20 protein-coding genes and 1 tRNA gene are annotated in these 23,954 nt (G+C 69.4%); 11 read left to right on the top strand and 10 right to left on the bottom strand.

The features are described 5' to 3' along the window. Positions 1–24: 24 nt before the first annotated feature. The 3 genes from A5727_RS09945 to topA all read left to right on the top strand — a co-directional run bounded on the left by A5727_RS09945 (position 25) and on the right by topA (position 3,815). Positions 25–228: a cold-shock protein gene (locus A5727_RS09945; RefSeq protein WP_005138711.1), complete on the top strand. Its 204-nt coding sequence runs from the start codon at positions 25–27 to the stop codon at positions 226–228. Between the two features lie 73 nt (positions 229–301). Further along, positions 302–901 carry a hypothetical protein gene (locus A5727_RS09940; RefSeq protein WP_068248412.1) on the top strand — a complete coding sequence of 200 codons (600 nt, stop codon included), beginning with the start codon at positions 302–304 and terminating at the stop codon, positions 899–901. Positions 902–1,016: 115 nt separating this feature from the next. Continuing rightward, positions 1,017–3,815, top strand: a complete 2,799-nt coding sequence (gene topA / locus A5727_RS09935; RefSeq protein ID WP_068248410.1) for a type I DNA topoisomerase — start codon at positions 1,017–1,019, stop codon at positions 3,813–3,815. A gap of 17 nt (positions 3,816–3,832) precedes the next feature. On the opposite strand, the gene A5727_RS09930 is transcribed toward topA, so the two are convergent. Then, positions 3,833–5,434 (bottom strand): adenylate/guanylate cyclase domain-containing protein, encoded by a 1,602-nt coding sequence (locus tag A5727_RS09930; protein ID WP_068248409.1) that lies wholly within the window; start codon positions 5,432–5,434, stop codon positions 3,833–3,835. A 92-nt stretch (positions 5,435–5,526) separates the two neighbouring features. Between A5727_RS09930 and A5727_RS09925 the strand changes: the two genes are divergently transcribed. Continuing rightward, positions 5,527–6,741: a DNA polymerase III subunit delta' gene (locus A5727_RS09925; protein ID WP_068248408.1), complete on the top strand. Its 1,215-nt coding sequence runs from the start codon at positions 5,527–5,529 to the stop codon at positions 6,739–6,741. A 28-nt stretch (positions 6,742–6,769) separates the two neighbouring features. After that, positions 6,770–6,845 (top strand) — tRNA-Thr (locus tag A5727_RS09920). Positions 6,846–6,923: 78 nt separating this feature from the next. On the opposite strand, the gene A5727_RS09915 is transcribed toward A5727_RS09920, so the two are convergent. Together A5727_RS09915 and A5727_RS09910 are read right to left on the bottom strand one after the other, a co-directional pair. Further along, a complete protein-coding gene (locus A5727_RS09915; protein ID WP_157521312.1) occupies positions 6,924–7,310 on the bottom strand; it encodes a carboxymuconolactone decarboxylase family protein in 387 nt (128 codons plus the stop codon). A gap of 123 nt (positions 7,311–7,433) precedes the next feature. Further along, on the bottom strand, positions 7,434–9,275 hold the full coding sequence (locus A5727_RS09910) for a hypothetical protein (protein ID WP_197507633.1): 1,842 nt from the start codon (positions 9,273–9,275) through the stop codon (positions 7,434–7,436). Here A5727_RS09910 and A5727_RS09905 point away from each other — a divergent pair. Continuing rightward, positions 9,241–10,182, top strand: a complete 942-nt coding sequence (locus tag A5727_RS09905) for a GDP-mannose 4,6-dehydratase (protein WP_068248483.1) — start codon at positions 9,241–9,243, stop codon at positions 10,180–10,182. The two genes, A5727_RS09910 and A5727_RS09905, sit on opposite strands and share 35 nt — an antisense overlap. Positions 10,183–10,187: 5 nt before the next feature. Here the strand turns inward: A5727_RS09905 and A5727_RS09900 are convergent, their stop codons facing one another. Genes A5727_RS09900 through A5727_RS09880 form a run of 5 tightly spaced genes read right to left on the bottom strand, consistent with a single transcriptional unit; the run spans position 10,188 to position 17,736 of the window. After that, positions 10,188–10,535 carry a DUF2304 domain-containing protein gene (locus A5727_RS09900; protein WP_068248402.1) on the bottom strand — a complete coding sequence of 116 codons (348 nt, stop codon included), beginning with the start codon at positions 10,533–10,535 and terminating at the stop codon, positions 10,188–10,190. Beyond that, positions 10,532–11,239, bottom strand: coding sequence for a polyprenyl-phospho-N-acetylgalactosaminyl synthase PpgS (gene ppgS, locus A5727_RS09895; protein ID WP_068248399.1), 708 nt, complete (start codon positions 11,237–11,239; stop codon positions 10,532–10,534). The genes A5727_RS09900 and ppgS overlap by 4 nt, the downstream gene beginning before the upstream one ends. A gap of 25 nt (positions 11,240–11,264) precedes the next feature. Continuing rightward, complete coding sequence (locus A5727_RS09890) at positions 11,265–12,506, bottom strand: hypothetical protein (protein WP_068248398.1); 1,242 nt, start codon at positions 12,504–12,506, stop codon at positions 11,265–11,267. After that, positions 12,503–13,858, bottom strand: a complete 1,356-nt coding sequence (locus A5727_RS09885; RefSeq protein ID WP_068248397.1) for a M1 family metallopeptidase — start codon at positions 13,856–13,858, stop codon at positions 12,503–12,505. The genes A5727_RS09890 and A5727_RS09885 overlap by 4 nt, the downstream gene beginning before the upstream one ends. Next, positions 13,855–17,736, bottom strand: a complete 3,882-nt coding sequence (locus A5727_RS09880) for a Pls/PosA family non-ribosomal peptide synthetase (protein ID WP_068248395.1) — start codon at positions 17,734–17,736, stop codon at positions 13,855–13,857. The genes A5727_RS09885 and A5727_RS09880 overlap by 4 nt, the downstream gene beginning before the upstream one ends. Before the next feature lie 238 nt (positions 17,737–17,974). On the opposite strand from A5727_RS09880, the gene A5727_RS09875 reads away from it, so the two are divergent. Together A5727_RS09875 and A5727_RS09870 are read left to right on the top strand one after the other, a co-directional pair. After that, complete coding sequence (locus tag A5727_RS09875; RefSeq protein WP_068248392.1) at positions 17,975–18,949, top strand: TerC family protein; 975 nt, start codon at positions 17,975–17,977, stop codon at positions 18,947–18,949. A 59-nt stretch (positions 18,950–19,008) separates the two neighbouring features. Continuing rightward, entirely contained in the window at positions 19,009–19,422 is a 414-nt protein-coding gene (locus tag A5727_RS09870) for a hypothetical protein (RefSeq protein WP_068248390.1), read from the top strand. Positions 19,423–19,428: 6 nt separating this feature from the next. Here the strand turns inward: A5727_RS09870 and A5727_RS09865 are convergent, their stop codons facing one another. Together A5727_RS09865 and A5727_RS09860 are read right to left on the bottom strand one after the other, a co-directional pair. Then, the gene (locus A5727_RS09865; RefSeq protein WP_068248481.1) at positions 19,429–19,947 is read right to left on the bottom strand and encodes a 2-oxo-4-hydroxy-4-carboxy-5-ureidoimidazoline decarboxylase; all 519 of its coding nucleotides are present in this window, start codon (positions 19,945–19,947) and stop codon (positions 19,429–19,431) included. Between the two features lie 66 nt (positions 19,948–20,013). Continuing rightward, the gene (locus A5727_RS09860) at positions 20,014–20,502 is read right to left on the bottom strand and encodes an inorganic diphosphatase (RefSeq protein WP_068248388.1); all 489 of its coding nucleotides are present in this window, start codon (positions 20,500–20,502) and stop codon (positions 20,014–20,016) included. A gap of 95 nt (positions 20,503–20,597) precedes the next feature. On the opposite strand from A5727_RS09860, the gene dacB reads away from it, so the two are divergent. The 3 genes from dacB to tilS are packed head-to-tail and all read left to right on the top strand — an operon-like array spanning position 20,598 to position 23,928. Beyond that, positions 20,598–21,983 carry a D-alanyl-D-alanine carboxypeptidase/D-alanyl-D-alanine endopeptidase gene (dacB, locus tag A5727_RS09855; protein WP_068248386.1) on the top strand — a complete coding sequence of 462 codons (1,386 nt, stop codon included), beginning with the start codon at positions 20,598–20,600 and terminating at the stop codon, positions 21,981–21,983. Next, positions 21,980–22,987 carry an Rv3626c family coenzyme F420 biosynthesis-associated protein gene (locus tag A5727_RS09850; protein ID WP_068248479.1) on the top strand — a complete coding sequence of 336 codons (1,008 nt, stop codon included), beginning with the start codon at positions 21,980–21,982 and terminating at the stop codon, positions 22,985–22,987. Before dacB ends, A5727_RS09850 begins: the two co-directional genes overlap by 4 nt. Next, the gene (gene tilS / locus A5727_RS09845) at positions 22,966–23,928 is read left to right on the top strand and encodes a tRNA lysidine(34) synthetase TilS (protein ID WP_068248384.1); all 963 of its coding nucleotides are present in this window, start codon (positions 22,966–22,968) and stop codon (positions 23,926–23,928) included. Before A5727_RS09850 ends, tilS begins: the two co-directional genes overlap by 22 nt. The last annotated feature ends 26 nt before the right edge of the window (positions 23,929–23,954 follow it).

The raw sequence follows: 23,954 nt of genomic DNA, 5'->3' as shown, positions 1-23,954 counted from the left end.
AGGAAAGTAAGGAAAGATCGGAAGATGCCACAGGGAACTGTGAAGTGGTTCAACGCGGAAAAGGGCTTCGGTTTCATCGCTCCCGAGGACGGCTCCGCTGACGTGTTCGTCCACTACACGGAGATTCAGGGTTCGGGCTTCCGCACCCTCGAGGAGAACCAGCGCGTCGAGTTCGAGGTCGGCCAGAGCCCCAAGGGGCCGCAGGCCACCGGCGTGCGCGCCGTCTGAGTTTTCAGCTGACAACAAGCGCCCCGGGCGGTTCCTACCGCCCGGGGCGTTTTGTCTGCCTTAGTGTCGTGTCGTGAGCCAGTTGTCCTTCTTCTCTGCGGAGTCGGTGCCGCCTGCGGTCGCCGATCTCTCGGGGCTGCTGGCCGCGTCGGGACAGATCGTGCTCGTGGCCGCTCCCGAGGGCTCGCAGGGCTTCGGTGCTCGCCTGTCGGTGGTGGTGGATCGGCCGTGGCGGGCGACGGGTCTGGCCGAGATGATCGAGGACGCTGGGCTGCAGCCGGAGATCGCCCGCACCGATGAGGACACCCCGCTGGTGCGCACCGGCGTCGAACCGCGTCTGGTCGCCATGGCGCGCGCCTGGACCCGCGGCGCGGTCAAGACCGTGCCGGAGGACTGGCTGCCGGGCTCGCGGGAACTGCGGGCCTGGACGCTGGCGGCCGGGTACGCCGACGGGGACCGGTATCTGCTGGGGCTGGACCCGCACGCGCCCGACACGCATTCACCGCTTGCTTCGGCACTGATGCGGGTGGGAATCGCGCCCACTCTCATTGGAACCCGCGGCACCCGGCCCGCGTTGCGGATAAGCGGCCGTCGACGCCTGTTACGCCTGGTAGAGAACGTGGGGGAACCGCCCGGTGATGTCGAAGCGTTTTCTCAGTGGCCCCGTGTATGACAATGCTTCACGGGGAAGTCAGTTTGCGTCCAAGGGCCCACAATGCAAAATTGGCAGTTGCCCGCAGGGATGGGGGCCCTGCACGGCGATGAATGAAGTAGGAGCGTAACCGCAGTTGGCTGGCGATGACGGCAATGGCAGCGTCCGACGGCTCGTGATTGTCGAGTCGCCCACCAAGGCGCGCAAAATCGCCGGTTACCTGGGTTCGAACTACATCGTGGAGTCGTCACGAGGGCACATCCGTGACCTGCCGCGGGCCGCGGCCGACGTGCCCGCCAAGTACAAATCCGAGCCGTGGGCCCGCCTCGGGGTCAACGTCGACGCGGACTTCGAACCCCTCTACATCGTCAGCCCGGACAAGAAGGGCACCGTCACCGAGCTCAAGGGCCTGCTCAAGGACGTCGACGAGCTCTATCTGGCGACGGACGGTGACCGCGAGGGTGAGGCCATCGCCTGGCACCTGCTGGAGACGCTGAAGCCCCGCGTCCCGGTCAAGCGCATGGTGTTCCACGAGATCACCGAGCCCGCGATCCGCGCGGCCGCCGAGAACCCGCGCGAACTGGACATCGACCTCGTCGACGCGCAGGAGACCCGCCGCATCCTGGACCGGCTCTACGGCTACGAGGTCTCGCCCGTGCTGTGGAAGAAGGTCGCCCCGAAGCTGAGCGCGGGCCGAGTGCAGTCGGTCGCGACCCGCATCATCGTGCAGCGCGAACGCGAGCGCATGGCGTTCCGCAGCGCGGCCTACTGGGACATCGTCGCCGAACTCGACGCCAGTGTCTCCGACCCGACCGCTGCGCCGCCGGTGTTCACCGCGCGCCTGGTCAACGTCGACGGGCAGCGGGTGGCCACGGGCCGTGACTTCGACTCGCTCGGTGCGGTCCGCAAGCCCGACGAGGTCGTGGTGCTCAACGAGTCCAGCGCCGGCGCGCTGGTCGCGGGGCTGCGCGGCGCGTCGCTGTCGGTGGCCTCGGTCGAGGAGAAGCCCTACACCCGCCGGCCGTACCCGCCGTTCATGACCTCGACGCTGCAGCAGGAGGCGGGCCGCAAGCTGCGCTTCTCCTCCGAGCGCACGATGAGCATCGCGCAGCGGCTGTACGAGAACGGCTACATCACCTATATGCGTACCGACTCGACGACGCTGTCGGAGTCGGCCATCAACGCGGCGCGCAACCAGGCCCGCCAGCTCTACGGCGAGGACTACGTCTATCCGACGGCCCGCCAGTACACCCGCAAGGTCAAGAACGCCCAGGAGGCCCACGAGGCCATCCGTCCCGCGGGTGACACCTTTGCGACGCCCGACGCGGTGCGGCGTGAGTTGGACAACGACGAGTTCCGGCTCTACGAGCTGATCTGGCAGCGCACCGTCGCATCCCAGATGGCCGACGCGCGCGGCACCACCCTGAGCCTGCGGATCAGCGGGCAGGCCGAATCCGGTCAGCAGGTCACCTTCGCCGCAAGCGGTCGCACCATCACGTTCCCGGGTTTCCTGAAGGCCTACGTCGAGACCGTCGACGAACTCGCCGGTGGTGAGGCCGACGACGCCGAACGGCGCCTCCCGAACCTGCGGCAGGGTCAGCAGGTCCGTGCCGAGAACCTGACCCCCGACGGCCACGCCACCAACCCCCCGGCCCGCTACACCGAGGCCTCGCTGATCAAGGCGCTCGAGGAGCTGGGCATCGGCCGGCCGTCGACGTACTCGTCGATCATCAAGACCATTCAGGACCGCGGCTACGTGCACAAGAAGGGCAGTGCCCTGGTGCCGTCCTGGGTGGCCTTCGCCGTGATCGGCCTGCTGGAGCAGCATTTCGCGCGGCTGGTGGACTACGACTTCACCGCGGCCATGGAGGACGAACTCGACGAGATCGCGTCCGGGTCGGAGCGGCGCACCAACTGGCTGTCCAACTTCTACTTCGGCGGCGAGCACGGTGTCGAGGGTTCGATCGCGCGCTCCGGTGGTCTCAAACAGCTGGTGGGTGGCAACCTCGAAGGCATCGATGCGCGAGAAGTCAACTCCATCAAGCTCTTCGATGATCACGAGGGCCGCGCGATCAACGTCCGGGTCGGCCGCAACGGTCCGTATCTGGAGCGCATGGTCATCGGTGAGGACGGCGAGCTCACCCCGCAGCGGGCCAACCTCAACGACGACCTGACGCCCGACGAACTGACGCTCGAGTTGGCCGAGAAGCTGTTCGCCACCCCGCAGGGTGGACGCAGCCTGGGCATCGATCCGGAGACCGGTCACGAAATCGTCGCCAAGGACGGAAGATTCGGCCCGTTCGTCACCGAGGTGCTGCCCGAACCGCCCGATGACGGTGAAGCGGGCAGCCCGGCCAAGAAGGGCAAGAAGCCGACGGGTCCGAAGCCGCGCACCGGTTCGCTGCTGCGCTCGATGGACCTCGAGACCGTGACGCTCGAGGATGCGCTCAAGCTGCTGTCGCTGCCCCGCGTCGTGGGTGTCGACCCGGCGACGGGCGAGGAGATCACCGCGCAGAACGGGCGGTATGGCCCATACCTCAAGCGCGGCACGGATTCCCGCTCGCTGGCCACCGAGGATCAGATCTTCACGATCGACCTCGACGAGGCACTGCGGATCTACGCCGAGCCCAAGCGTCGCGGCCGCCAGGGTGCGGCAACGCCGCCGTTGCGCGAACTCGGCACGGACTCGGTGTCGGGTAAACCGATGGTCATCAAGGACGGCCGCTTCGGTCCGTACGTGACCGACGGTGAGACCAACGCGAGCCTGCGCAAGGGTGACGACGTGCTGTCGATCACCGACGAGCGGGCCTCGGAACTGCTGGCCGATCGGCGTGCCCGTGGTCCGGTGAAGAAGAAGGCCGCCGCCAAGAAGACCGCGGCCAAGAAGGCGCCCGCGAAGAAGGCGGCCAAGAAGGCACCCGCCAAGAAGGCCTGATCCGGATCTGAACCGGATCAGGCCTCGACCGAGGGAACCTCGGTCTTCGCCATCGCCTCCGGCACCGCCAGATTCACCGGCCGGGCGAGCTGCGTCGGCGCGATGCGGCCGCGAAGTTCGACGATCTCGCCGACATCCCAGCACAGCGCCTCGGCGTCGACGGCATCGCTGACGGCCCTCGCCGAGGCCAGCACATGGCCGGGTTCGAGCTTGGCGAGCTCCGTCAGGCGGGCGGCCTCGTTGACCGGGTCGCCGATCACGGTGTACTCGAAGCGGGCCTGCGCGCCGATGTGTCCGGCGATCGCGCGTCCGGCGGAGACGCCGATCCCGAACTCGGAGTCACCGAGGACCGGCAGCAGGTTGTCGTGCAGCTCGCGGGCGGCGGCCAGGGCGGCCGCGGAGGCGTCGGGATGCTCGATCGGGGCGCCGAAGATGCACAGCGCCGCGTCACCCTGGAACTTGTTCACGAATCCGCCGTGGCGCGCGACGACCTCGACGACCACCCGGAAGAACTCGTTGAGCAGGCTGACCACCTCGCCGGGCGGACGCGTCGCGGCCAGGTGTGTCGAGCCGACGAGGTCGACGAACAGCACCGCGACGTCGCGCTCCTGCCCGCCCAGCTCGGTGCCGCGCTCCAGTGCGCGGCGGGCGACGTCCTCGCCGACGTAGCGGCCGAACAGGTCGCGCAGGCGTTGCCGCTCCGAGAGATCGCGCACCATGTCGTTGAAGCCGGCCTGCAGCAGGCCCAGTTCACTGGCGTCGTAGATCTGCATGTGGGCGTTGTAGTTGCCGCGCTGCACCTCGCCGAGCGCCCACCGCAGTTGGCGCAGGGGGTCTGCGATCGACATCGCCACCAGTACCGTGCCCGCGAAGCCGATCCCGAGGGCGGCCAGCGCCATCAGCAGGATCGGGGTGACCAGCTGATCGGCCGAGGCCCGCAGGAAGGAGTATCTGCTGGCCACCACCGCGAGCACGATCGCCAGCAGCGGGACACCGGTGCTCAGCACCCAGGTCAGGACCTGACGCAGGATCACGCCGGGCGCTCTGAAGTTCTCCGGCACACCGCCGCGCAGGGCCGCGACCGCCACCGGGCGCAGCACGCGCTCGGACTGCAGGTAGCCGATGATCGCGGTGGCCGTGGCGCCCAGCCCCGTGGCCACCGCCAGGACCGGCGCGGAATGGCCGGCCACGGGCCAGCTGGCCGCGATGAACACGACCGCGCCGAGGCACCAGTTGGTCAGGCTGATGGCGGTGCGGTAGATGGGCATCCGCAGGGCGCGGGTGCGGGCCAACTCGGTGGCCTGCGGGTCGGAGTCGGTGAGCAGGCCGTCGCGGCGCTGCCACCGGAACACCGGCACCAGCAGGCGCAGGCTGACGTACGCACCGATCGCGAACGACACCAGCAGGTAGGCCAGGAAGATCGCGAGGTTGAGCCGCGGCAGATCCTGGAGTTGGATGCGATCCTGCGGCGGCAGGCCGAACCGCAGGAAGCCGAGGACGAACAGCGCGCCGATGATGTCGGCCTGCACCATGCCGAGGGTGAAGACCGGCCACGGGGTACGCACCACCCAGCGGACGAATGCGCTGATCCGTCCGCGTGGCGCCTCCCCGGTGGTCACCCGTTAACCGTATCGGTCGGGGCCGACCAATCCGAACCCCACATCTCGCCTGTTGGACCGCCGTGTCGGCCGCGACCACTACTGTTTGACCGGTGTCCGGGGTTTTCACGCGATTGGTGGGCCAACACGCCGTCGAGGCGGAGTTGGTGGCGGCCGCAGTGGCGGCCCGTGGTGACGAGACTCACAGTCCGATGACGGCCGGAACTATGACACATGCCTGGCTGATCACCGGTCCGCCGGGGTCGGGCCGGTCCGTGGCCGCGCTGTGCTTCGCGGCCGCACTGCAGTGTGGATCGTCCGGAACCCCCGGCTGCGGAAGCTGCAAGGACTGCACGACGACCATGGCCGGCACCCACGCCGATGTCCGCCGCGTCATTCCCGAGGGTCTGTCGATCGGTGTGAGCGAGATGCGCGCGATCGTGCAGACCGCGTCCCGGCGTCCCAGCACCGGCCGCTGGCAGATCGTCGTGATCGAGGACGCCGACCGTCTCACCGAGGGCGCGGCCAATGCCCTGCTTAAGGTTGTCGAGGAGCCGCCGCCGTCGACGGTGTTCCTGTTGTGCGCACCGTCGGTGGACCCCGAGGACATCGCGATCACCCTGCGGTCCCGGTGCCGGCATGTGGCGCTGGTGACGCCGCCGCCCGAGGCCATCGCCGGGGTGCTGATGGACACCGACGGGCTCAGCCCCGATGAGGCCCGGTGGGCGGCGTCGGTCAGCGGCGGGCACGTCGGCCGGGCCCGCCGGTTGGCGACGGACCCCGAGGCGCGGGATCGGCGCAAGCGCGCGCTGGGCCTGGCGCGCGACGCCGCCACCCCGTCGCGCGCGTACGCCGCGGCCGAGGAGCTCGTGGCGGCGGCCGAAGCGGAGGCCAAGGCGCTCACCGAGGGCCGCAACGAAGTCGAGACCGAGGAGTTGCGGACCGCCCTCGGTGCGGGCGGCACCGGGAAGGGCACCGCGGGCACCATGCGGGGCGCCGCGGGCGCGATGAAGGATCTGGAGAAGCGGCAGAAGTCCCGGCAGACCAGAGCCTCCCGGGATGCGCTGGACCGCGCGCTGATCGACCTGGCGAGCTATTTCCGGGACGCCCTGATGGTGTCGACGGGCAGCGTCGGGATCACGGCCAACCACCCGGACATGGCGGAGAAGGTGGCCGCGATGGCCGACCACGCCTCCCCGGATCGGCTGCTGCGCTGCATCGAGGCCGTGCTCGAATGCCGGGAGGCGCTGGCGGTCAACGTGAAGCCGAAGTTCGCCGTCGACGCCATGGTGGCCACCGTGGGTCAAGCACTCCGCAGCGACCTGTAGACTCTCCTGGGCCCGGTGCTCCGGGCACGCCGCCTTAGCTCAGTCGGCAGAGCGATTCACTCGTAATGAATAGGTCGGGGGTTCGATTCCCCCAGGCGGCTCCACCTTTCCCACCACCCGCGAGCGTGCGGGTTGGTACGCCTGACTGCGGCGTGTCCCCGTACAGACTTGGGCGCCCGCCGTCAGGGGGTGGCAGGTTTGAGGGCGCGCAGCGCCGCGGCTTTGGCGGTGTTGGCCGCCGGGAAGCCCGCATAGCCCGAGGAGTGGTAGACCACCTCGGCCAACTCCTCGTCGGTGAGCCCGTTCTGCTTGGCGATGCGGAAGTGTGACTCCAGCTCGTCTTCGGCGCCCAGCGCGATGAGGATGCCGAGGGTGACCAGGCTGCGATCCCGGCGGGCCAGGCCCTCACGGCTCCAGAGCCGCCCGAAGATGCCTTCGATGCCGATCTCCATCAGCTCGTTGGCGAAGCCCTTACCGAAGCTGACCTTCTCGTTGGGGAGGTCGTCGGGGAGGATGCCGGGCAGCAGCTCCCGGAAGACGTTGAGACCCTCGTCACGCAAGTTAGTCATACGAAGTACTGTGACACAGCTTCCGGCACGCAGCGTTCACCAGGGCGATGACCTGGAGCCTCACGGTCACCGCGGCGCTGGCGATCGTCCTGACGTGGTTTCCTCCGGCGTCTCGCCGATTCGTCAGCGGGCGGGAGCCAGATGGCCCACCGGACCCGAAGCCAGACACACCGAAAGCGCGGCGGTTGCCGCCTGTGCCGTGATCGCGTGGCCGGCGCCGGGCAGGCGCACGTAGACCCGGTTGAGTCCGGGGTGGACGGGCACCTTGGCCGGCACCCCGTCGTCCAGCGTGAGCACCATCGACCCCTCGCTGTTGGCCAGGTAATTGATCTCGGCTGTCCAGTCCGCGGGCAGCAGTGGGCCGTCCAGCGGCATCCGAACCGGGCTGTCGGGCTGGGTCAGGTAGCCGCAGTGCGGAGTCGGGCCCGGCGCGATCATCCGCACCCAGGTGACGTTGGCGTCGACGAGGTCTCCGGCCGAGTCGAACATGCGCAGCTTCGTCGTCGACGCATCGAAGTCGGGTCGCTCACGCAACAGCGCGAACATATGGCTGGCCAGGTTCTCCGGGTACGCCACCCGCTGCAGAATCATCGGGTCGACCTCCTGGTCCAGGAGCGGTGCGTCCGAAATCTGCTGTGCGCCAGCAAGACTGGCCCGGGCGTTCTGCAGGTAGGACTTGGTCGGGTTGTCCCGCCAGCTGGTCAGGAACGTCGATGTGGAGTACAGGCTGCTGACCACGAAGGCCGCGACCGCCGCCGTCACCAGCACCGTACGGCGCCGCGAGGCGTCCAACCACGCGCTGCCCGGGCGATTGGGGGCGCACAGTCCGACCGCGGCACACAGCGTCAGCACGACCACCAGATCCGGCAGGTAACGCAGGGTCTGCGCCAACTCCAACGCCGTGAACCGTGAGGAGCGCATCAGATAGATCGGGATCTGGCAGGCCACCGCGTAACCCAGCGCCACCAGCCACACCGGGCCGATCCGCTGTTTGCGCCAGAGCGTGAGCGCCACGACCGCGGCCAGTACCGCCCAACCCAGCACCATGACGGTCGTCGGCGGCACCCCCCAGGGTGAGGCCGGCGCCCAGCGCTGCCACGTCCAGGGCCCGCCGACGAGTCCCGGCACGATGCCGTGGGTGAAGGAGCGGCTCAACAGATCCCACGTCATCGACAGATCCCAACTCCACCGCTGCTGGTCCACCACCACCAGGTAGAGCGCCACCCACGCCGCTGTCAGGGCCAACGACGACGTCCACAACCGCGCCCCGCGCCGCCACGCCGTCACGAGTGGCCGCGGTTGTCCCTGCACGTGGAACAGCAGGGCCACCACGGCGAACGCGACGAACGGGACGACCGCGGCCTTCTCGAAGAACAGCAGGCCGCCGAAGTACACCAGCGTGCCCGTCACCGCATAGCGCTGATTGCCGGTGCGGGCCAACAGAATCGCATCGCCGCACACCCAGGCCAGCGCGGTCAGAAGGGGAAGGGAGTTCAGGCCCGCGGCCCACCACGCGAAGCCCGGCACGCCCAATGGGGTGAACAACGCGAACACCAGCGGCACCAGCAGGACGGGGCGCCAGCCCAGGATCAGGTGCAGCGTACGAAGCAGGGCCAGCGAGGCGAGCAGCTGCAGCACCACCAGCGAGACCGCGGGCCAGAACCAGACCAGCGGCGCGGCGCGCGTGATCAGGCCGCCCAGCAGGAACCCGCCGGGCATGACGTGGCCGTCGTGATCGTCGAACAGGTAGCCCGTCGAGAGCAGGTTCTGTGTGCCGGCCCGGCCCACCAGGATCAGGTCGTCCCAGTAGAAATAGCCCCCGAACGCGAGGACGCCGCGGACCGCCAGGGCCACCCCGATCAGGGTGGCGGCGATCACAGCGACGGAACGGGCACGCACCCTGCATTCATACCTGGGTAGATTGGAGCGGATGCGTGCACTGGTCACCGGCGCTGCCGGCTTCATTGGTTCCACCCTGGTGGACAGGCTGCTGGCGGACGGCCACTCCGTCGTGGGACTAGACAATTTCGCGTCCGGCCGGGCCACCAACATCGAGCACCTCTCCGACGAGCCCGAGTTCTTCTTCGCCGAGGCCGACATCGTGACCGCCGACCTCGACGCGATCCTGACCGAGTACCACCCGGAGGTGGTGTTCCACCTCGCGGCGCAGATCGACGTCCGGCATTCGGTGGCCGATCCGCAGTTCGACTCCTCGGTCAACGTGCTGGGCACGGTCCGCCTCGCCGAGGCGGCGCGCAGGGCCGGGGTGCGCAAGATCGTGCACACCAGTTCGGGCGGATCCATCTACGGCGTCCCCACCGAGTTTCCGACCGGCGAGGCCGTGCCCGCCGACCCGCACTCGCCCTACGCCGCGGGCAAGGTCGCGGGCGAGATCTACCTCAACACGTTCCGGCACCTGTACGACCTGGACTGCTCGCACATCGCGCCCGCCAATGTCTATGGACCGCGGCAGGATCCGCACGGTGAGGCCGGCGTCGTCGCGATCTTCGCCCAGGCGCTGCTCGAGGGCAGGCCCACCAAGGTCTTCGGCGACGGCTCGAACACCCGTGACTACGTGTTCGTCGACGACGTCGTGGACGCGTTCGTCAAGGCCTCAGGCGGGGCGGGCAGCGGCTTGCGCTTCAACGTCGGCACCGGAGTGGAGACCTCGGACCGTGAGTTGCACACGGCCGTGGCCAAGGCCGCGGGCGCGCCCGACGACCCGGAGTTCCACCCCCCGCGGCTCGGTGACCTCAAGCGGTCCTGCCTGGACATCAGCCGCGCCGAGCAGGTGCTGGGCTGGCGTCCCCGCGTCGAGTTGGCCGAGGGCGTGCAGCGCACCGTGGAGTACTTCCGCGTGCACGGGCGCTGAACCCGTCAGGACGGCTCGGACCCCGGCTCCTGCGCGTTCTGCAGCGCCACCGCGCGCGCCAGTCGGGCGTACTTGAGCTCCAGATCCCGAAAGCGCATGTAGGTGCTCATCGTCGTGAAGATGAACACGATGATCAGGACGTAGCCGATCAGGTCGGCGCCGCGTGCCACACCCAGCCAGTTCGCCACCACCGTGGTGTCGTCGGGGCGCAGGATCGCATAGATCGCGGTCACCACGAAGAGCAGATAACCGACCTTGACCCAGGCGCGGGTCTTGGCACTGGTGCGTGAGCGCAGCAGATAGAGCAGCAGCAGCACCACCGCGGCGATCAGCAGACCCTGAATCCAGTTCATCGGGGCATCCTCCGGCGCAGAAATCCGTCGAAGACGATGTTGACGCCGTTGAGCAGCGGCTGTCCCTTCGACATCGAATAGTCCGTGTACAGGATCTCCACCGGCACCTCGGCCACGCGCCAGCGATTCTCGGCGATCAGCGAGATGAACTCACTGGCGTGGCTCATGCCGTTCATCGTCAGGTTCAGTCCGTCGGCCACCGTGCGGTTGAAGACCCGAAGGCCGTTGTGCGCATCCGTCAGCCCGAGGCGGCGACTGGCGGGGCTCACGGCGGCCGCGGTCCGCAGGATCGCCCGCTTGAGCCACGGGATCTGCGTCGCCGGACCGTGCGCGAACCGCGTGCCGATCACGATGTCGGGACGGTCCGGTTCCGACATCCGGTTGATCATCGTCACGACGTCCGCGACCCGGTGCTGGCCGTCGGCGTCGAAGGTGACGAACAGGCGGGCGCCGGGGCGTTGTCGCGCGTACTCCACCCCGGTCTGGATGGCGGCACCCTGGCCGAGGTTCACCGGGTGGGTGACGACATGCGCGCCGGCCCGAAGCGCCAGCGCGGCGGTGTCGTCACGACTTCCGTCGTCGACGACCACGACGTTCGGGAAGACCGCGCGCACGCCGGCGACGACGTCGGCGATGACGGACGCCTCGTGATAGGCCGGCACGATGACCCAGACCCCGTCGGGCGGGTGAACTTGCGTTTCGATGTTGACAGGCTACGCGGGGACGCTGTCAGGTCCTGGCCAGCGCGCCGAGGTGCACCGCAATGCCCACCACGGGCCCGCACAGCAGCGCGATCACGGTGCGGGTCTCCAGATCGAGCGGCGTGGCCAGCAGGGCCGCGGCGGCCACCGTCGCTCCGACCCAGCCCACCGAATAGGCGCGGTGGCGGGCCGCGGCGACCGTCGCCGCGCCGGTGACCGTCAGGACCGCGATCGCGACGGCGCCGGCCGTCAGCCACGCCAGCAGCGCACCGCTGGCGATGTAGTCCGGCCCGAAGCCCACCCGCAGCAGCCACGGCCCGGCGACCGCGGCGAGCACCACGCCGACCGCCCCCACTCCGACCACCATCGCGATCGGCATCAGCAGTGCGCGCAGGCGGTGCCGGCGCTGGTCGACGAAGTGCGCGATCAGATTGCCCTGCATCGCCGTCAGCGGCACCAGCAGCGGTGCGCGGGTCAGCGTGACGGCCAGGATCACCACACCGCCGGTGGCGCCCAGATCGCCGCCGGTGGCCTGCAGCAGCACCGGGAAGCCCATCACCAGGATGGCGCTGGCACCCGCCGCGGCCACCGCATGTGCCGCACCGCGGAGAAAGTCGCCGGTGTCCTCGTGCGCCACCAGGGCCGCGGTCAGGCGCGCGGTGGGGGAGGCCAGCAGCAGCAGAAGCCAGGCCAGCGCGCCGCCGACGGTCGCCCAGAGGAACCCGACCAGCCCCCAGCCCACCAGCACGGTCGCCCCGGCGATCAGCACGCGGATCACCGCGTCGGTCACCATCAGCGCGCCGTACTGAGACCAGTGGCCCGCCCCGGCCAGCATGCCCAGCAGCGTGGCATGCAGGCAGAACCCGGCGAGGCCCGCGGCCAACAGCAGCACCGACAACCACCGGGCCTGCACGAACACGTGTGACGACCACAGCAACGCGGTCGCGACGACCGCCGCGGCCGACACCAGTCCGACGACGGCGGCCAGCCGCATCGGCCGCGTGACGGCCCCGGTCGCAGGGAGTGAGCCGGCCAACCGGATCTCGCGAGTGCTCTCCTGCAGAAGGCCGTTGGCGGCACCGGTGACCAGACCGAAGGCGCCCCAGAACACCGCGAAGACCGAGAAGCCGGCCGGATCGAGGTCGCGCGCGGCCAGGTACAGCACCGCGTACCCGCACACCGCCGTGACGGCGGTGGCCATCCCCACGCGGGCGACGCCGCTGCGGGCGACAGGCCCCGAGGGCCCGGTGGGGACGGCCGCGTCGGTCACAGCTGCGGGACCGCGGTCGAGTGAAGCCAGGCGTCCCACAGCGGCCGCAGTGACACCTCGGCATAGTGTGCGGCCAGGCCGGTGAAGTCATCGGTGACGACGGTGGCGTGCCGGTAGCGCGTGGTCCAATCCCGAAGCAGTGCAAAGAAATTCTTGTCCCCGATCACACCGCGGAGGCTGTGCAGGGTGAGCGCGCCGCGCTTGTAGACGCGGTCGTCGAACATGTCCTCCGGACCCGGATCGGCCAGCAGCAGATCCTGCGGTGAGTCGACCAGCTTCTCGTGATAGTGCGCCGCCCACTCCCGCGCGCTGGGGCCACCGGACTCCTCAGACCACAGCCATTCCGCGTAACACGCGAACCCCTCGTGCAGCCAGATGTCGCGCCACCGCCGCACCGTCACGCTGTTGCCGAACCACTGATGCGCCAGTTCGTGGGCGATCAGCCGTTCCGAGCGTCTGCTGCCGTCACAGTGGTTGGCGCCGAAGATCGAAATGCCCTGTGCCTCCAAGGGGATTTCGAGGTCGTCATCGGTGACGACGACGGTGTAGCCGTCGGCCAAGGGATATGGGCCGAAGAGTTTGGTGAACAGCTTCATCATCTGCGGCTGCCGGCCGAAGTCGTGGTCGAAGTCGTCCCGCAGGCGCGCGGGAAGAAGCGCCTGCATCGGCACGGCATCGCGATCGGATCGGTCGGACTTCCCCGATTTGGGCAGCTTGTGTGTGACGTAGTCGCCGATCTGCAGGGTCACCAGATAGGTGGACGTGGGTTCGGCGAGTTCGTAGGTCCAGGTGGTCTGGCCGGCGCGCACCCTGCGAGAGGTCAACGCGCCGTTGGCGATCGCCGCATAGGGACTGTCGGTGCTGATCTGGATGCGGTAGCTGGCCTTGGCCCCGGGATGGTCGTCGCAGGGGAACCACGACGCCGCGCCGTTGGGCTGGCCGGCCACCAGCACGCCATTGGTCAACTCCTCCCAGCCGACCTCCCCCCACAGGCTGCGCAGCGGACGCGGATTACCGCCGTAGCGCACCTCGACCGTCATCGCCGCACCCGCGGGAAGCGGTGTTGCCAGGGTGATTCGGAGCTTGCCGTCGGAGGTGCGGTATCCCTGTGGGCGTCGTCCGTTCACCGAGACCTTGGAAACCCGCAGTGCGTCAGACAGATCCAATGAGAATGAACTGAGCGCGGCGAGTGTGACCGCGGTGACGGTGGCAGAGCCGGTCAGCCGGTTCGCCGACACCCGGTACTCGAGGTCGAGTTCGTAGCGGGACACCCGGTAGCCGTAATTGCCGTTGCGCGGCAGGTACGGATCGATGACCGGGGGCTTGCCCGCGGTGTTCCTGCTCTTTCTCATCGGCGCCGCTTCCGGCCCGAAACCGGCCAGGGGGCAATGGGATTGCCCTGCCATCTGGTGGACGGCGGCACCTCGTCTCCGCGCATCACCAGGGACGCGGGCCCGACGGTGGCGCCCGCGCCCAACCGGGCCGCGGGCAGCGCGACACAGTGTGTCCCCAGCGTGGCGCCGTCCTCGAGGACGACGGTGTCCATTCGCATGATGCGGTCGTGGAACAGGTGGGTCTGCACGACGCAGCCGCGGTTGACGGTGCTGCCCCGTTCCAGGGTCACCAGGTCCGCCTCCGGCAGCCAGTACGTCTCGCACCACACCCCGCGGCCGATGTCGGCGCCCAGGCCCCGCAGCCAGATGTTCATCACGGGCGTGCCGCTGGCGGCCCGGGCGAACCACGGCGCGGCCACGGTCTCGACGAAGGTGTCCGAGACCTCGTTACGCCAGACGAATGACGACCACAGGGGATGTTCGACCGCGCGGATGGGGCCCACGACAACCCATTTGGCGATGACGGAGATGGCGCCGGCGATCGCTCCCGCGGCCAGGAGCACGACACCGCCGGACAGCGTGGCCCACCCCCAGCCGAAGTGGTGTGCCATCGCCTGCAGCGCGCCCAGCACGGCCACCCCGATCGCGAAACTCACCATGACCGGGATCAGCCGGCAGGTCTCGACCGCGCCGCGCATGATCCGCAACCCGATCGACGGGTGGAACGTCCGCAGGGCGTCGGCCGCGGTGGGCTGGCGGCGCAGCCGGATCGGCGGACTGCCCAGCCACGAGGATCCGCGTTTGGCCTTGGGCGGGGTCGCCGAGAGGACCGCGACCAGGCCGTCGTCGGGCACCCGGCGCCCGGGTTGCGTGATGCCGGAATTGCCCAGGAACGCGCGTTTGCCGATGGTGGCCTTGGCCGCGTGGATCCAGCCACCGCCGAGTTCGTAGCTGGCGACCATGGTGTCGTCGGCCAGGAATGCGCCGTCCTCGATGACGGTGAACTTCGGGGTCAGCAGCGCCGTCGAGATCTCGGTGCCCTTGCCCACTTTCGCGCCGAGCAGGCGCAGCCAGAGCGGCGTGAGCAGGCTCGCATACAGCGGGAAGAGGTAGTTGCGGGCGCCGTCCATCAGGCGTTCGGTGGCCCACAACTGCCAGCCCACCCGGCTTCGCACCGGGTGATAGCCCTCGGTGAGTCCGATCGCGAGCAGGCGCACCAGCACCACCGTCAGCGCCGCGTAGACCCCGAGTGAGGCCAGCGTCGCGGCCGGCACCCACACCAGCGCGGGCACGATCGCGGCCGACAGCGTCTGCGTGTCGCGCACCGCATGGGCGATCACGGCCAGGCCCGCCGCCAGGGCGATCAGCGGCAGGGCGCCGAGCAACAGCGACGTCACGCCGTAGACGGGCACCCAGCCCAGCGCCCGTGGCGGGCGGTGTTCGGGCCACGGGTGCCGGGCCTTGCCCGACTTCACCGCGGGGGAGCCCTTCCAGTACTGCCCGTTCTTGACCTTGCCGACGACGCCGGATCCCGCCGCCACATCGGCGTTCTTGCCGACCACGGCACCGGGCAGCAGCGTGGTTCGCGCCCCGACCGTCGCGTCGTTGCCGATGGTGATGGGACCGACGTGGAAGAGGTCACCGTCGATCCAATGTCCCGACAGGTCGACCTCCGGTTCGATGGAACTTCGGTGGCCAAGGGTGAGCATGCCGGTGACCGGGGGTGTGGAGTGCAGGTCCACGCCCTTGCCGACCTTGTTACCCAGCGCCCTGGCGTAGTACACCAGCCACGGGGCGCCCGCGAGGTTCTCCGCGCCGCTGGCCTCCGACAACCGCTCGGCCAGCCACACCCGCAGATGCTCGGACCCGCCCCGGCGGTACGTGCCGGGCTCCAGGTTGGACAGCATCATCTGCGCGGCGGCGGCCGCGATGCCCATCCGGCCCATCGGCGTGATGAACAACAGGAACGCCGCGATGACCCACCACCAGTTGAGCTCCACCAGCCACGGCAGCGGAAGGGCCGCCGCGAGCACGTTGTTGGCCAGCGCCAGCCATGTCACCCACTGCAGACCCGTCAGCGTCGCGAGCGGAACGGCGGCCGCGACCTGCACGGCCTGGGTGCCCACCCCGGTCGGTTCGACGCGACGGGTTTCGACCTTGTCCGTCGGCGCGAGTTCGTCGAGGAACCCGGCCAGCGATCCCAGCCGGGGGTGGTCGTACAACTGCGCGACGGTCACCTCGGGGTGGCGCGTGCGCAGCGCCGCCACCAGCTGGGCAGCGGCCAGCGATCCGCCGCCCAGGGCGAAGAAGTCGGCCTCCGGCCCGTCGACGCGGGCGCCCAGGACATCCCGCCACAGCCCGGCCAGCCATCCCATGGTGCCGGCCAGTTCGGGAGTGTCGTCCGCGTCGGCGTCGCCGACCGGCCAGGGCAGCGCGTCGCGGTCGACCTTGCCCGAGGTGCGGGTCGGCAGGTCGTCGACCAGCACCAGTCGCGGCACCAGGGCGGCGGGCAGTGACTCGGCGAGCGCTGCGCGCGCCGCCTGCACGTCGAAGTCGGGGTCGGTGCTCGCGACATAACCGACCAGCAGGGGTGTGCCGCTCGCGGTGCGCCGGACGGCCGCAGCACCGCCGGAGACGCCGGGGAGGTTGACCAGTGCGGCGTCCACCTCCCCGAGTTCGATCCGGCGTCCGCCGACCTTGACCTGATCGTCGGCGCGACCCTGGAAGCACAGCCCGTCGGGTTCGAGTCGCACCAGGTCACCGCTGCGGTAGGCGCGCGGCCAGCCCAGAGTCGGCATCTCGGCGTACTTCTCGGCGTCCTTGTCCGGGTCCAGATAGCGCGCCAAGCCGACGCCCCCGATCACCAGTTCGCCGGTCTGCCCATAGTCGACGGGGTTGCCCTCGGGGTCGACGACGGCCAGGTCCCAGCCGGGCAGCGGCAGACCGATGGTGACCGGCCCGGTGCCGTCGAGCTTGGCCAGGCACGCGACCACAGTGGCCTCGGTGGGTCCGTAGGTGTTCCACACCTCCCGGCCCTCGACGGCGAGTCGGTCGACGAGTTCGGGCGGGCACGCCTCGCCGCCGAAGATCAGCAGCCGCACCTGTTCGAGGGCCTCGGCGGGCCACAGTGCTGCCAGGGTCGGGACGGTCGAGACGACGGAGATGTCGCGCGACACCAGCCACGGGCCCAGGTCCATGCCGCTGCGCACCAGTGACCGCGGTGCGGGCACCAGGCACGCGCCGTGCCGCCACGCCAGCCACATCTCCTCGCAGGACGCGTCGAAGGCCACCGACAATCCCGCCAGCACACGGTCTCCGGGTCCGATCGGGTTGTCCTTCAAGAACATCTGCGCCTCGGCGTCGACGAACGCCGCGGCGCTGCGGTGCGTCACCGCAACACCCTTCGGGGTGCCCGTCGAACCCGAGGTGAAGATGATCCATGCGTCGTCGCGACCCAGCGGCGCCCCGGCGCGCCAGCCTCGCGACGAACCGGGCCCCCGGACCAGACCCGCCTCGGTGATGATCGCGACCACCTGCGCCTCGGAGAACACCAGCTCGGCCCGCTCGGCGGGGTCGTCGGCATCGACGGGGACGTAGGCCGCCCCGGCGGCCAGGGTCGACAGGATCGCGACGTAGAGCGCATAACTGCCCGACGGCATCCGGATGCCGATTCGATCGCCGCGACCGATGCCGCGCGCGGCCAGCCACGCGACGCTGTCCTCGATGTCGGTGATCAGTTCGCTGTAGGTCAGCTGGACGTCACCGTCGTCGATGGCCGCGGCGTCGGGATATCGCGACGCGGTCGCGTAGAGGATGTCGATCAGGGTTCGAGGGTCCGGGGCATCCCCCGAGAGCAGATACTGCGGGGGGATCTGCGAGACGGGGTCCGCTGCCACAAGTCGAAAATACTAAGCGCCAGCGGTGTCGCGGCACCGCCGCGCTCACCGGGCGTTTTGGGGTACGAGTTCTCACTTTGCGGGTAGACCTGACAGACTGGCTGTCAGAGGGGAGTACTCCTTCGCCGCGGAGTCGTCATCACGTCGACCGTCATCGGTCGACCGGCGCCGTGGGCCGCATGTCGATCAGAGCGGCGGAAGAGACCTCTGGCGTTTTGGCGACCGGAGGATTTCTCACATGAACGTGTCCGCTCTCGAGTGGGCCATCACGCTCGGCGTGACCGTGGCTGTACTGATCTTCGACGTGGTGGTCATCGGCCGCAGACCCCATGAGCCCTCGACACGCGAATGCGCGACATATCTGTCGATCTACGTGGGTCTGGCCATCCTGTTCGGCATCTTCGTGTGGAACTTCCACGACCGCCAGTTCGGGCTCGAATTCTTCGCGGGCTGGCTCACCGAATACAGCCTGTCGATCGACAACCTGTTCATCTTCATCATCATCATGGCCAGCTTCAAGGTGCCCAAGAAGTACCAGCAGCAGGCCCTCCTGGTGGGCATCATCCTGGCGCTGGTCTTCCGGGGCATCTTCATCGCGCTCGGCGCGGTGGCCATCAACCAGTTCTCCTGGATCTTCTACATCTTCGGTGCGTTCCTGGTCTACACCGCGATCAAGCTCGCCCGGGACACCGATCACGACGACGACGCCGACAACAAGATCGTGCAGTTCGCGCGCAACCATCTGAAGTTCACCGAGACATGGGACGGCCTCAAGCTGTGGGTCAAGGAGAACGGCTCGCGGGTGATGACGCCGATGTTCCTGGTGATCGTCGCGCTCGGGACCACCGACCTGCTCTTCGCGCTGGACTCGATCCCGGCCATCTACGGCCTGACCCGCGAGCCCTACCTCGTGTTCACGGCGAACGTGTTCGCCCTGATGGGCCTGCGTCAGCTCTACTTCCTGCTCGGTGACCTGCTGGACCGCCTGGTGTACCTGTCCCAGGGCCTGGCGTTCATCCTGCTGTTCATCGGCGTCAAGCTGATCCTGCACGCGCTGCACGAGAACGAGCTTCCGTTCATCAACGGCGGTGAGCATGTCGCGGTGCCGGAGATCCCGACCCTGTGGAGCCTAGGCGTGATCATCCTCACGCTGTTCATCACGATGGTGTTGAGCCTGCTCAAGACCCGGGCCGAGGCCAAGCGGTCGGCCTAGTTCCGCTCTGCCTGAGCGCAACCGCAGACACGAGGACATGGGGCCGCTTAGCTGGCCCCATGTCCTCGTTGCGCCTCTTCATCGCCGGTACCGACAGCGCCGCGGACTGGACCGAGCTGACCAGCGGTGCCGAACCGGCCGTCCGGATCCAGGCGCGAGACCTCCAGCATGCGCAGCGCGCCAGCCGCCGAGTCCGGGCCGAAGCCCAGGCCGAGTCGGCCGTCGTCCTCGATCTCGAGGTGCTGATCGCCGATGACAGGCGCGCGGCCCGCCGGCTGATGGCCTCGGTCACCTCCGAACGCGACACCGTGCACTACGTCGGCACGGTCGACGGTCTGGCTGGACTGGTGGCCGACATCTACTCCGCCGGGGTGGCCGACGGGGTGACGCTGATCCCGGTGTCGCCGGAGCAGGATGCTCGCGCCCTGGGTGAGAGCACCCTGCATCGCCTGCGATTCAAAAAGGCCTGCTGAGGGCCTTCAGTACCAGTTCTGGTAGCCGCCCTCGGGGCCGAGCATGCGCTCCAGCCGGGTGCGGTTGATGCGCGCCAACTCGTTGCGGACGACCTTGCGCTCGGTCTCGGCGTCGTTGTGCAGACGGTCGGTGACGGCGCCCAGCACGTCGCGGGCGCTCTGCCCGCCGCAGCACATGACGAACCCGAAGCCGAACTTGTCCTCGTACTCCTGCGCCGTGGCTCGCAGCGTCGCCATCACCGCCTCGTCCTCGTCCCACACCGAGCACTGTTCGGCGTGGGACTTGAGGCTGCGGGGCCGACGGCCGACGTGCGGATACGCCACCAGGATCTGGTCGACGGCCGCCTCGGACAGGCTGAACAGCAGTGCGTCGGCGCGCCGGAACAGCGCATCGTGGCTCGCGTAGGGCCGGTCGTCGGCCAGCGCGTGGGCCATGATGACGCTGTTGCAGCATTCGTACAGCGCATGCACCGCGCGACTCTCGGACAGCGCATTGAACGCGTCCAACCCCATCCCCTGATGCATCAGCACACACACATCATGAGAACTCGATTGGACAGCGGCGTTACCCCGTGTTACGGGGAGGAAAAATCAGTGCCCGCTGGTCTTGAAACGCTCAATTGAGCGCTGCACCTCGGCCTCGGCCTCGGCGCGCCCGACCCAGTCGGCGGCCTTGACGAACTTGTTCGGTTCGAGGTCCTTGTAGTGCACGAAGAAGTGCTTGATGGCCTCGAGTTCGAAGTCCGACACGTCGCTGATGTCCTGGATGTGGTCCCAGCGCTTGTCACCCGCCGGCACGCACAGCACCTTGTCGTCGCCGCCGGCCTCGTCGACCATCTTGAACATGCCCACGGGACGGGCCTCGACGATCACGCCGGGGAACACCGACTCCGGCAGCAGCACCATCGCGTCCAGGGGGTCGCCGTCCTCGCCGAGGGTGTCCTCGATGAAGCCGTAGTCGGCCGGGTAGGCCATCGGGGTGTAGAGGTAGCGGTCCAAGCGCACGCGGCCGGTCTCGTGATCGACCTCGTACTTGTTGCGCTGTCCCTTGGGGATCTCAATCGTCACGTCGAATTCCACCGGCTGGCTCCTTCGCCTCGCTGGGTCTGCCAAAGTCTCGCCAGCCACCCTAACGTGACCGGGTCGACCGTCAGCGGGGCGATACCCTGCTCTACATGCATCCCCACCGGTGGCGTCGCACCACTCACCTTCTGGTGGGACTCGCCGTACTCGCCGTCGTGGTCATCGCGGTCGCGGCCGCGGCGCTGTTCGTGGGTGGGCGGCACGGCGGCGATGCCCAGGCCGCCCCGCGCCCGGCGCCCGCGGCGGCCAATCCGGGAGTGGTGCCGGTGGCCGACGACTCGGAGATGCCCACCGGGGCCGGTCTGGCCGCCACGCTCGCGCCGCCGCTGGCCGATCCCAATCTGGGCGTCCTGACCGGGCGCATCACCGACGCGCTGACGGGCGACCAGCTGTGGCAGCAGGGCGACGACCTGCCGATGCAGCCCGCGTCGACCAACAAGGTGCTGACCGCGGCGGCCGCTCTGCTGACCCTCGACCGGGACGCACGCATCACCACCACGGTGGTCGCCGCCGACCAGACGAGGGCCCCGGGCCTGGTGGTCCTCGTGGGTGCGGGGGATCCGACGCTGTCGGCGGCCCCGCCCGACCAGGACACCTGGTATCGCGGCGCCGCGCGGATCAGCGACCTGGCCGACCAGGTTCGGCGCAGCGGCGTCGACGTCACCGCGGTCCAGGTCGACACGTCGCTGTTCACCGGCCCCAAAATGGCACCGGGCTGGGATCCGGCCGACATCGACGGCGGCGACATCGCGCCCATCGAATCGGTGATGCTCGACGGTGGCCGCACGCAGCCCACGACGGTCGAGTCCCGGCGTTCGCCGACCCCGGCGCTGGACGCGGGGCGGGCGCTGGCCGCGGCCCTGGGAGTCGACCCCGCGACCGTCACGACGGCCCCGGGCCCGGCCACGGGTCAGGAGTTGGCCTCGGTGCAGTCCGCCGCCCTCATCGAGCGGCTGCGGCAGATGATGGTCACCTCCGACAACGTCATGGCCGAGACGATCGCGCGGGAGGTGGCCGCCGAACAGGGTCGGCCGCTGAGCTTCAGCGGTGCGGTCGACGCGATCACCGATCGGCTGAAGGCCGAAGGTGTCGACATGGACGGCGCCAGGCTCGTCGACTCCAGCGGTCTGTCCGTGGACAACCGGTTGACCGCCACGACGCTCGACGAGGTGGTCGGTGAGGCCGCCGGTCCCGACCATCGGGACCTGCGTCCGCTGCTGGACCTCCTGCCGATCGCGGGTGGCTCGGGCACGCTGTCCGACCGATTCCTCGACCCGATGGCCAGCCAGGGCGCCGCGGGTTGGCTGCGCGCCAAGACCGGGTCGCTGACCGGCACCAACGCGCTGGCCGGTGTCGTGACCGACCGCAGTGGGCGGGTGCTGACCTTCTCGTTCCTGTCCAACAACGCGGGACCCACCGGTCGGCTCGCGATCGACGCGCTGGCGGCCGCGCTGCGGACCTGCGGGTGCGTCCGATGAGCAGCACGGTCGGCGGGGCCGTCGACTGGCAGTTCGCCGCGACGGTCGGCGCCCGGTTGGCGCGTCCCGCTCCGCCGGTGACCGACTACACCCGCAACCAGGCCATCGAGGAGTTGGCCGCGGCCTCACGCGCGGCCGAACCTCCTGTCCGCGAGGTCACCCGACTGCACACCGACGGACCGGTGCCCGACGCGCGGATCGTCGATCGCCCCGACTGGATCCGTGCGGCCAGCGACTCCATGCGGGTGATGACCGGTGGCGAACAGCGCAGCAGCGGTCCGGTGACCGGCCGGATCACGGGCGCGCAGACCGGTGCTGTGCTGGCGTTCGTCTCGTCGGGCATCCTCGGTCAGTTCGACCCGTTCTCGGCCGACGGCGGAAAGCTCCTGCTGGTGTATCCCAACGTCATCGCGGTGGAACGCCAACTGCGGGTGGCGCCCAAGGATTTCCGGCTGTGGGTGTGCCTGCACGAGGTGACCCACCGCGTGCAGTTCACCGCGAACCCGTGGCTGGCCGGGTACATGACCGAAGCCCTGGGCGTGCTCACCGCCGACACCAGCGATGAATTCGCCGCCGTGGTGGGACGTTTGGCCGAGTTCGCCCGAGACCGGCGCGACGGTGTGGTGGGTTTCCTGCGCGCCGTGCAGTCCGAGCCCGCACAGCAGGCCCTGGATCGACTCCTCGTTCTCGGCACCCTGCTCGAAGGGCACGCCGACCATGTGATGGACGCGGTCGGTCCGGCGGTGGTGCCGTCGGTGGCCACCATCCGGCGCCGGTTCGACGACCGCAGGCAGCGCAGACAGCCTCCGCTGCAACGACTTCTGCGGGCCCTGCTCGGAATCGATGCCAAGCTCGCGCAGTACACCCGCGGCAAGGCCTTCGTCGACCACGTCGTGGAACGCGTCGGCATGGATCGCTTCAACACCGTCTGGACGAGCGCGGAGACCCTGCCCCTGCCCGCTGAAATCGATGAGCCTCAGCTGTGGATCGACCGGATTCTGTAGGCCGCCTGCGCGCTGCCGTCTCGACGTTCGCCAGCCAGTGGCTCCCTGGTGCCGACCGGTGGTGCGTCGCACTCTCGGGCGGCCCGGACTCCCTGGCCCTCACCGCCGCGGCCGCGGGTCTGCTGCCGACCACCGCGCTGATCGTCGACCACGGACTGCAGGACGGCTCCGCGGCGATCGCAGAACAGGCGCGGGAGCAGGCGTTTTCTCTGGGATGTGTTGGCGCGCAGGTTCTTTCGGTCAGCGTTGGCAGGGATGGCGGTCCGGAGGGGGCGGCCAGGACCGCCCGCTATGCCGCGCTGACGCGGGCCCGCGACGGCGCACCCGTGTTGATCGGCCACACGCTCGACGATCAGGCCGAGACCGTGCTGCTGGGCCTGGGGCGCGGGTCCGGTCCGCGGTCGATCGCCGGGATAAGGCCCTACGACCCCCCGTGGTGCCGCCCGCTGCTGGGTGTGCGCCGCGAGGTGACCGAGGCGGCGTGTGACGCTCTTGGGCTGCGGGCGTGGCGCGACCCGCACAACACCGACGCGCGCTACACCCGGTCGCGACTGCGGCACGAGGTGCTGCCCCTGCTCGAGGACGTGCTGGGCGGTGGCGTCGCCGAGGCGCTGGCCCGCACCGCGACCGCACTGCAGGAGGATGGCGACGTCCTCGACGAGCTGACGACACGAGCGGCCGCGCTGGTGGTGACCGAACAGGGTCTCGACGCCGTGAAGCTGGCCCGGCTGCCCGCGGCGGTGCGCCTGCGCGCGATCCGGGAGTGGCTGCTGTCCGCCGGTGCGCGCAATCTCACCAGCCGGCACATCCGGGCAGTCGACGCGCTGGTGACGTCATGGCGGGGGCAGGGCGGCGTGGCCATCGGCACGGAGTTCAGCGACCGCCGGGTGTTCGCCGAACGCCGGGACGGCCGGCTGGTGCTGCGACACACCGAACGGTAACCCTGGACGTCACCGCATTGGTTCTG

It is taken from the genome of Mycobacterium sp. ACS4331 (assembly GCF_001667265.1).
GTDB lineage: Bacteria > Actinomycetota > Actinomycetes > Mycobacteriales > Mycobacteriaceae > Mycobacterium.
The sequence above is the reverse complement of the archived record's forward strand: the minus strand, read 5'-3'. Positions and strand labels throughout refer to the sequence as shown.

Bases quoted from the DNA above. Each gene is read 5' to 3' on its own strand.
- A5727_RS09945 (WP_005138711.1), top strand. From the start codon at position 25: ATGCCACAGGGAACTGTGAAGTGGTTCAACGCGGAAAAGGGCTTCGGT.
- A5727_RS09915 (WP_157521312.1), bottom strand. From the start codon at position 7,310: ATGACTAACTTGCGTGACGAGGGTCTCAACGTCTTCCGGGAGCTGCTG.
- A5727_RS09905 (WP_068248483.1), top strand. From the start codon at position 9,241: ATGCGTGCACTGGTCACCGGCGCTGCCGGCTTCATTGGTTCCACCCTG.
- A5727_RS09910 (WP_197507633.1), bottom strand. From the start codon at position 9,275: ATGAAGCCGGCAGCGCCGGTGACCAGTGCACGCATCCGCTCCAATCTA.
- A5727_RS09900 (WP_068248402.1), bottom strand. From the start codon at position 10,535: ATGAACTGGATTCAGGGTCTGCTGATCGCCGCGGTGGTGCTGCTGCTG.
- A5727_RS09885 (WP_068248397.1), bottom strand. From the start codon at position 13,858: ATGAGAAAGAGCAGGAACACCGCGGGCAAGCCCCCGGTCATCGATCCG.
- A5727_RS09875 (WP_068248392.1), top strand. From the start codon at position 17,975: ATGAACGTGTCCGCTCTCGAGTGGGCCATCACGCTCGGCGTGACCGTG.
- A5727_RS09870 (WP_068248390.1), top strand. From the start codon at position 19,009: ATGTCCTCGTTGCGCCTCTTCATCGCCGGTACCGACAGCGCCGCGGAC.
- A5727_RS09865 (WP_068248481.1), bottom strand. From the start codon at position 19,947: ATGCATCAGGGGATGGGGTTGGACGCGTTCAATGCGCTGTCCGAGAGT.
- dacB (WP_068248386.1), top strand. From the start codon at position 20,598: ATGCATCCCCACCGGTGGCGTCGCACCACTCACCTTCTGGTGGGACTC.
- A5727_RS09850 (WP_068248479.1), top strand. From the start codon at position 21,980: ATGAGCAGCACGGTCGGCGGGGCCGTCGACTGGCAGTTCGCCGCGACG.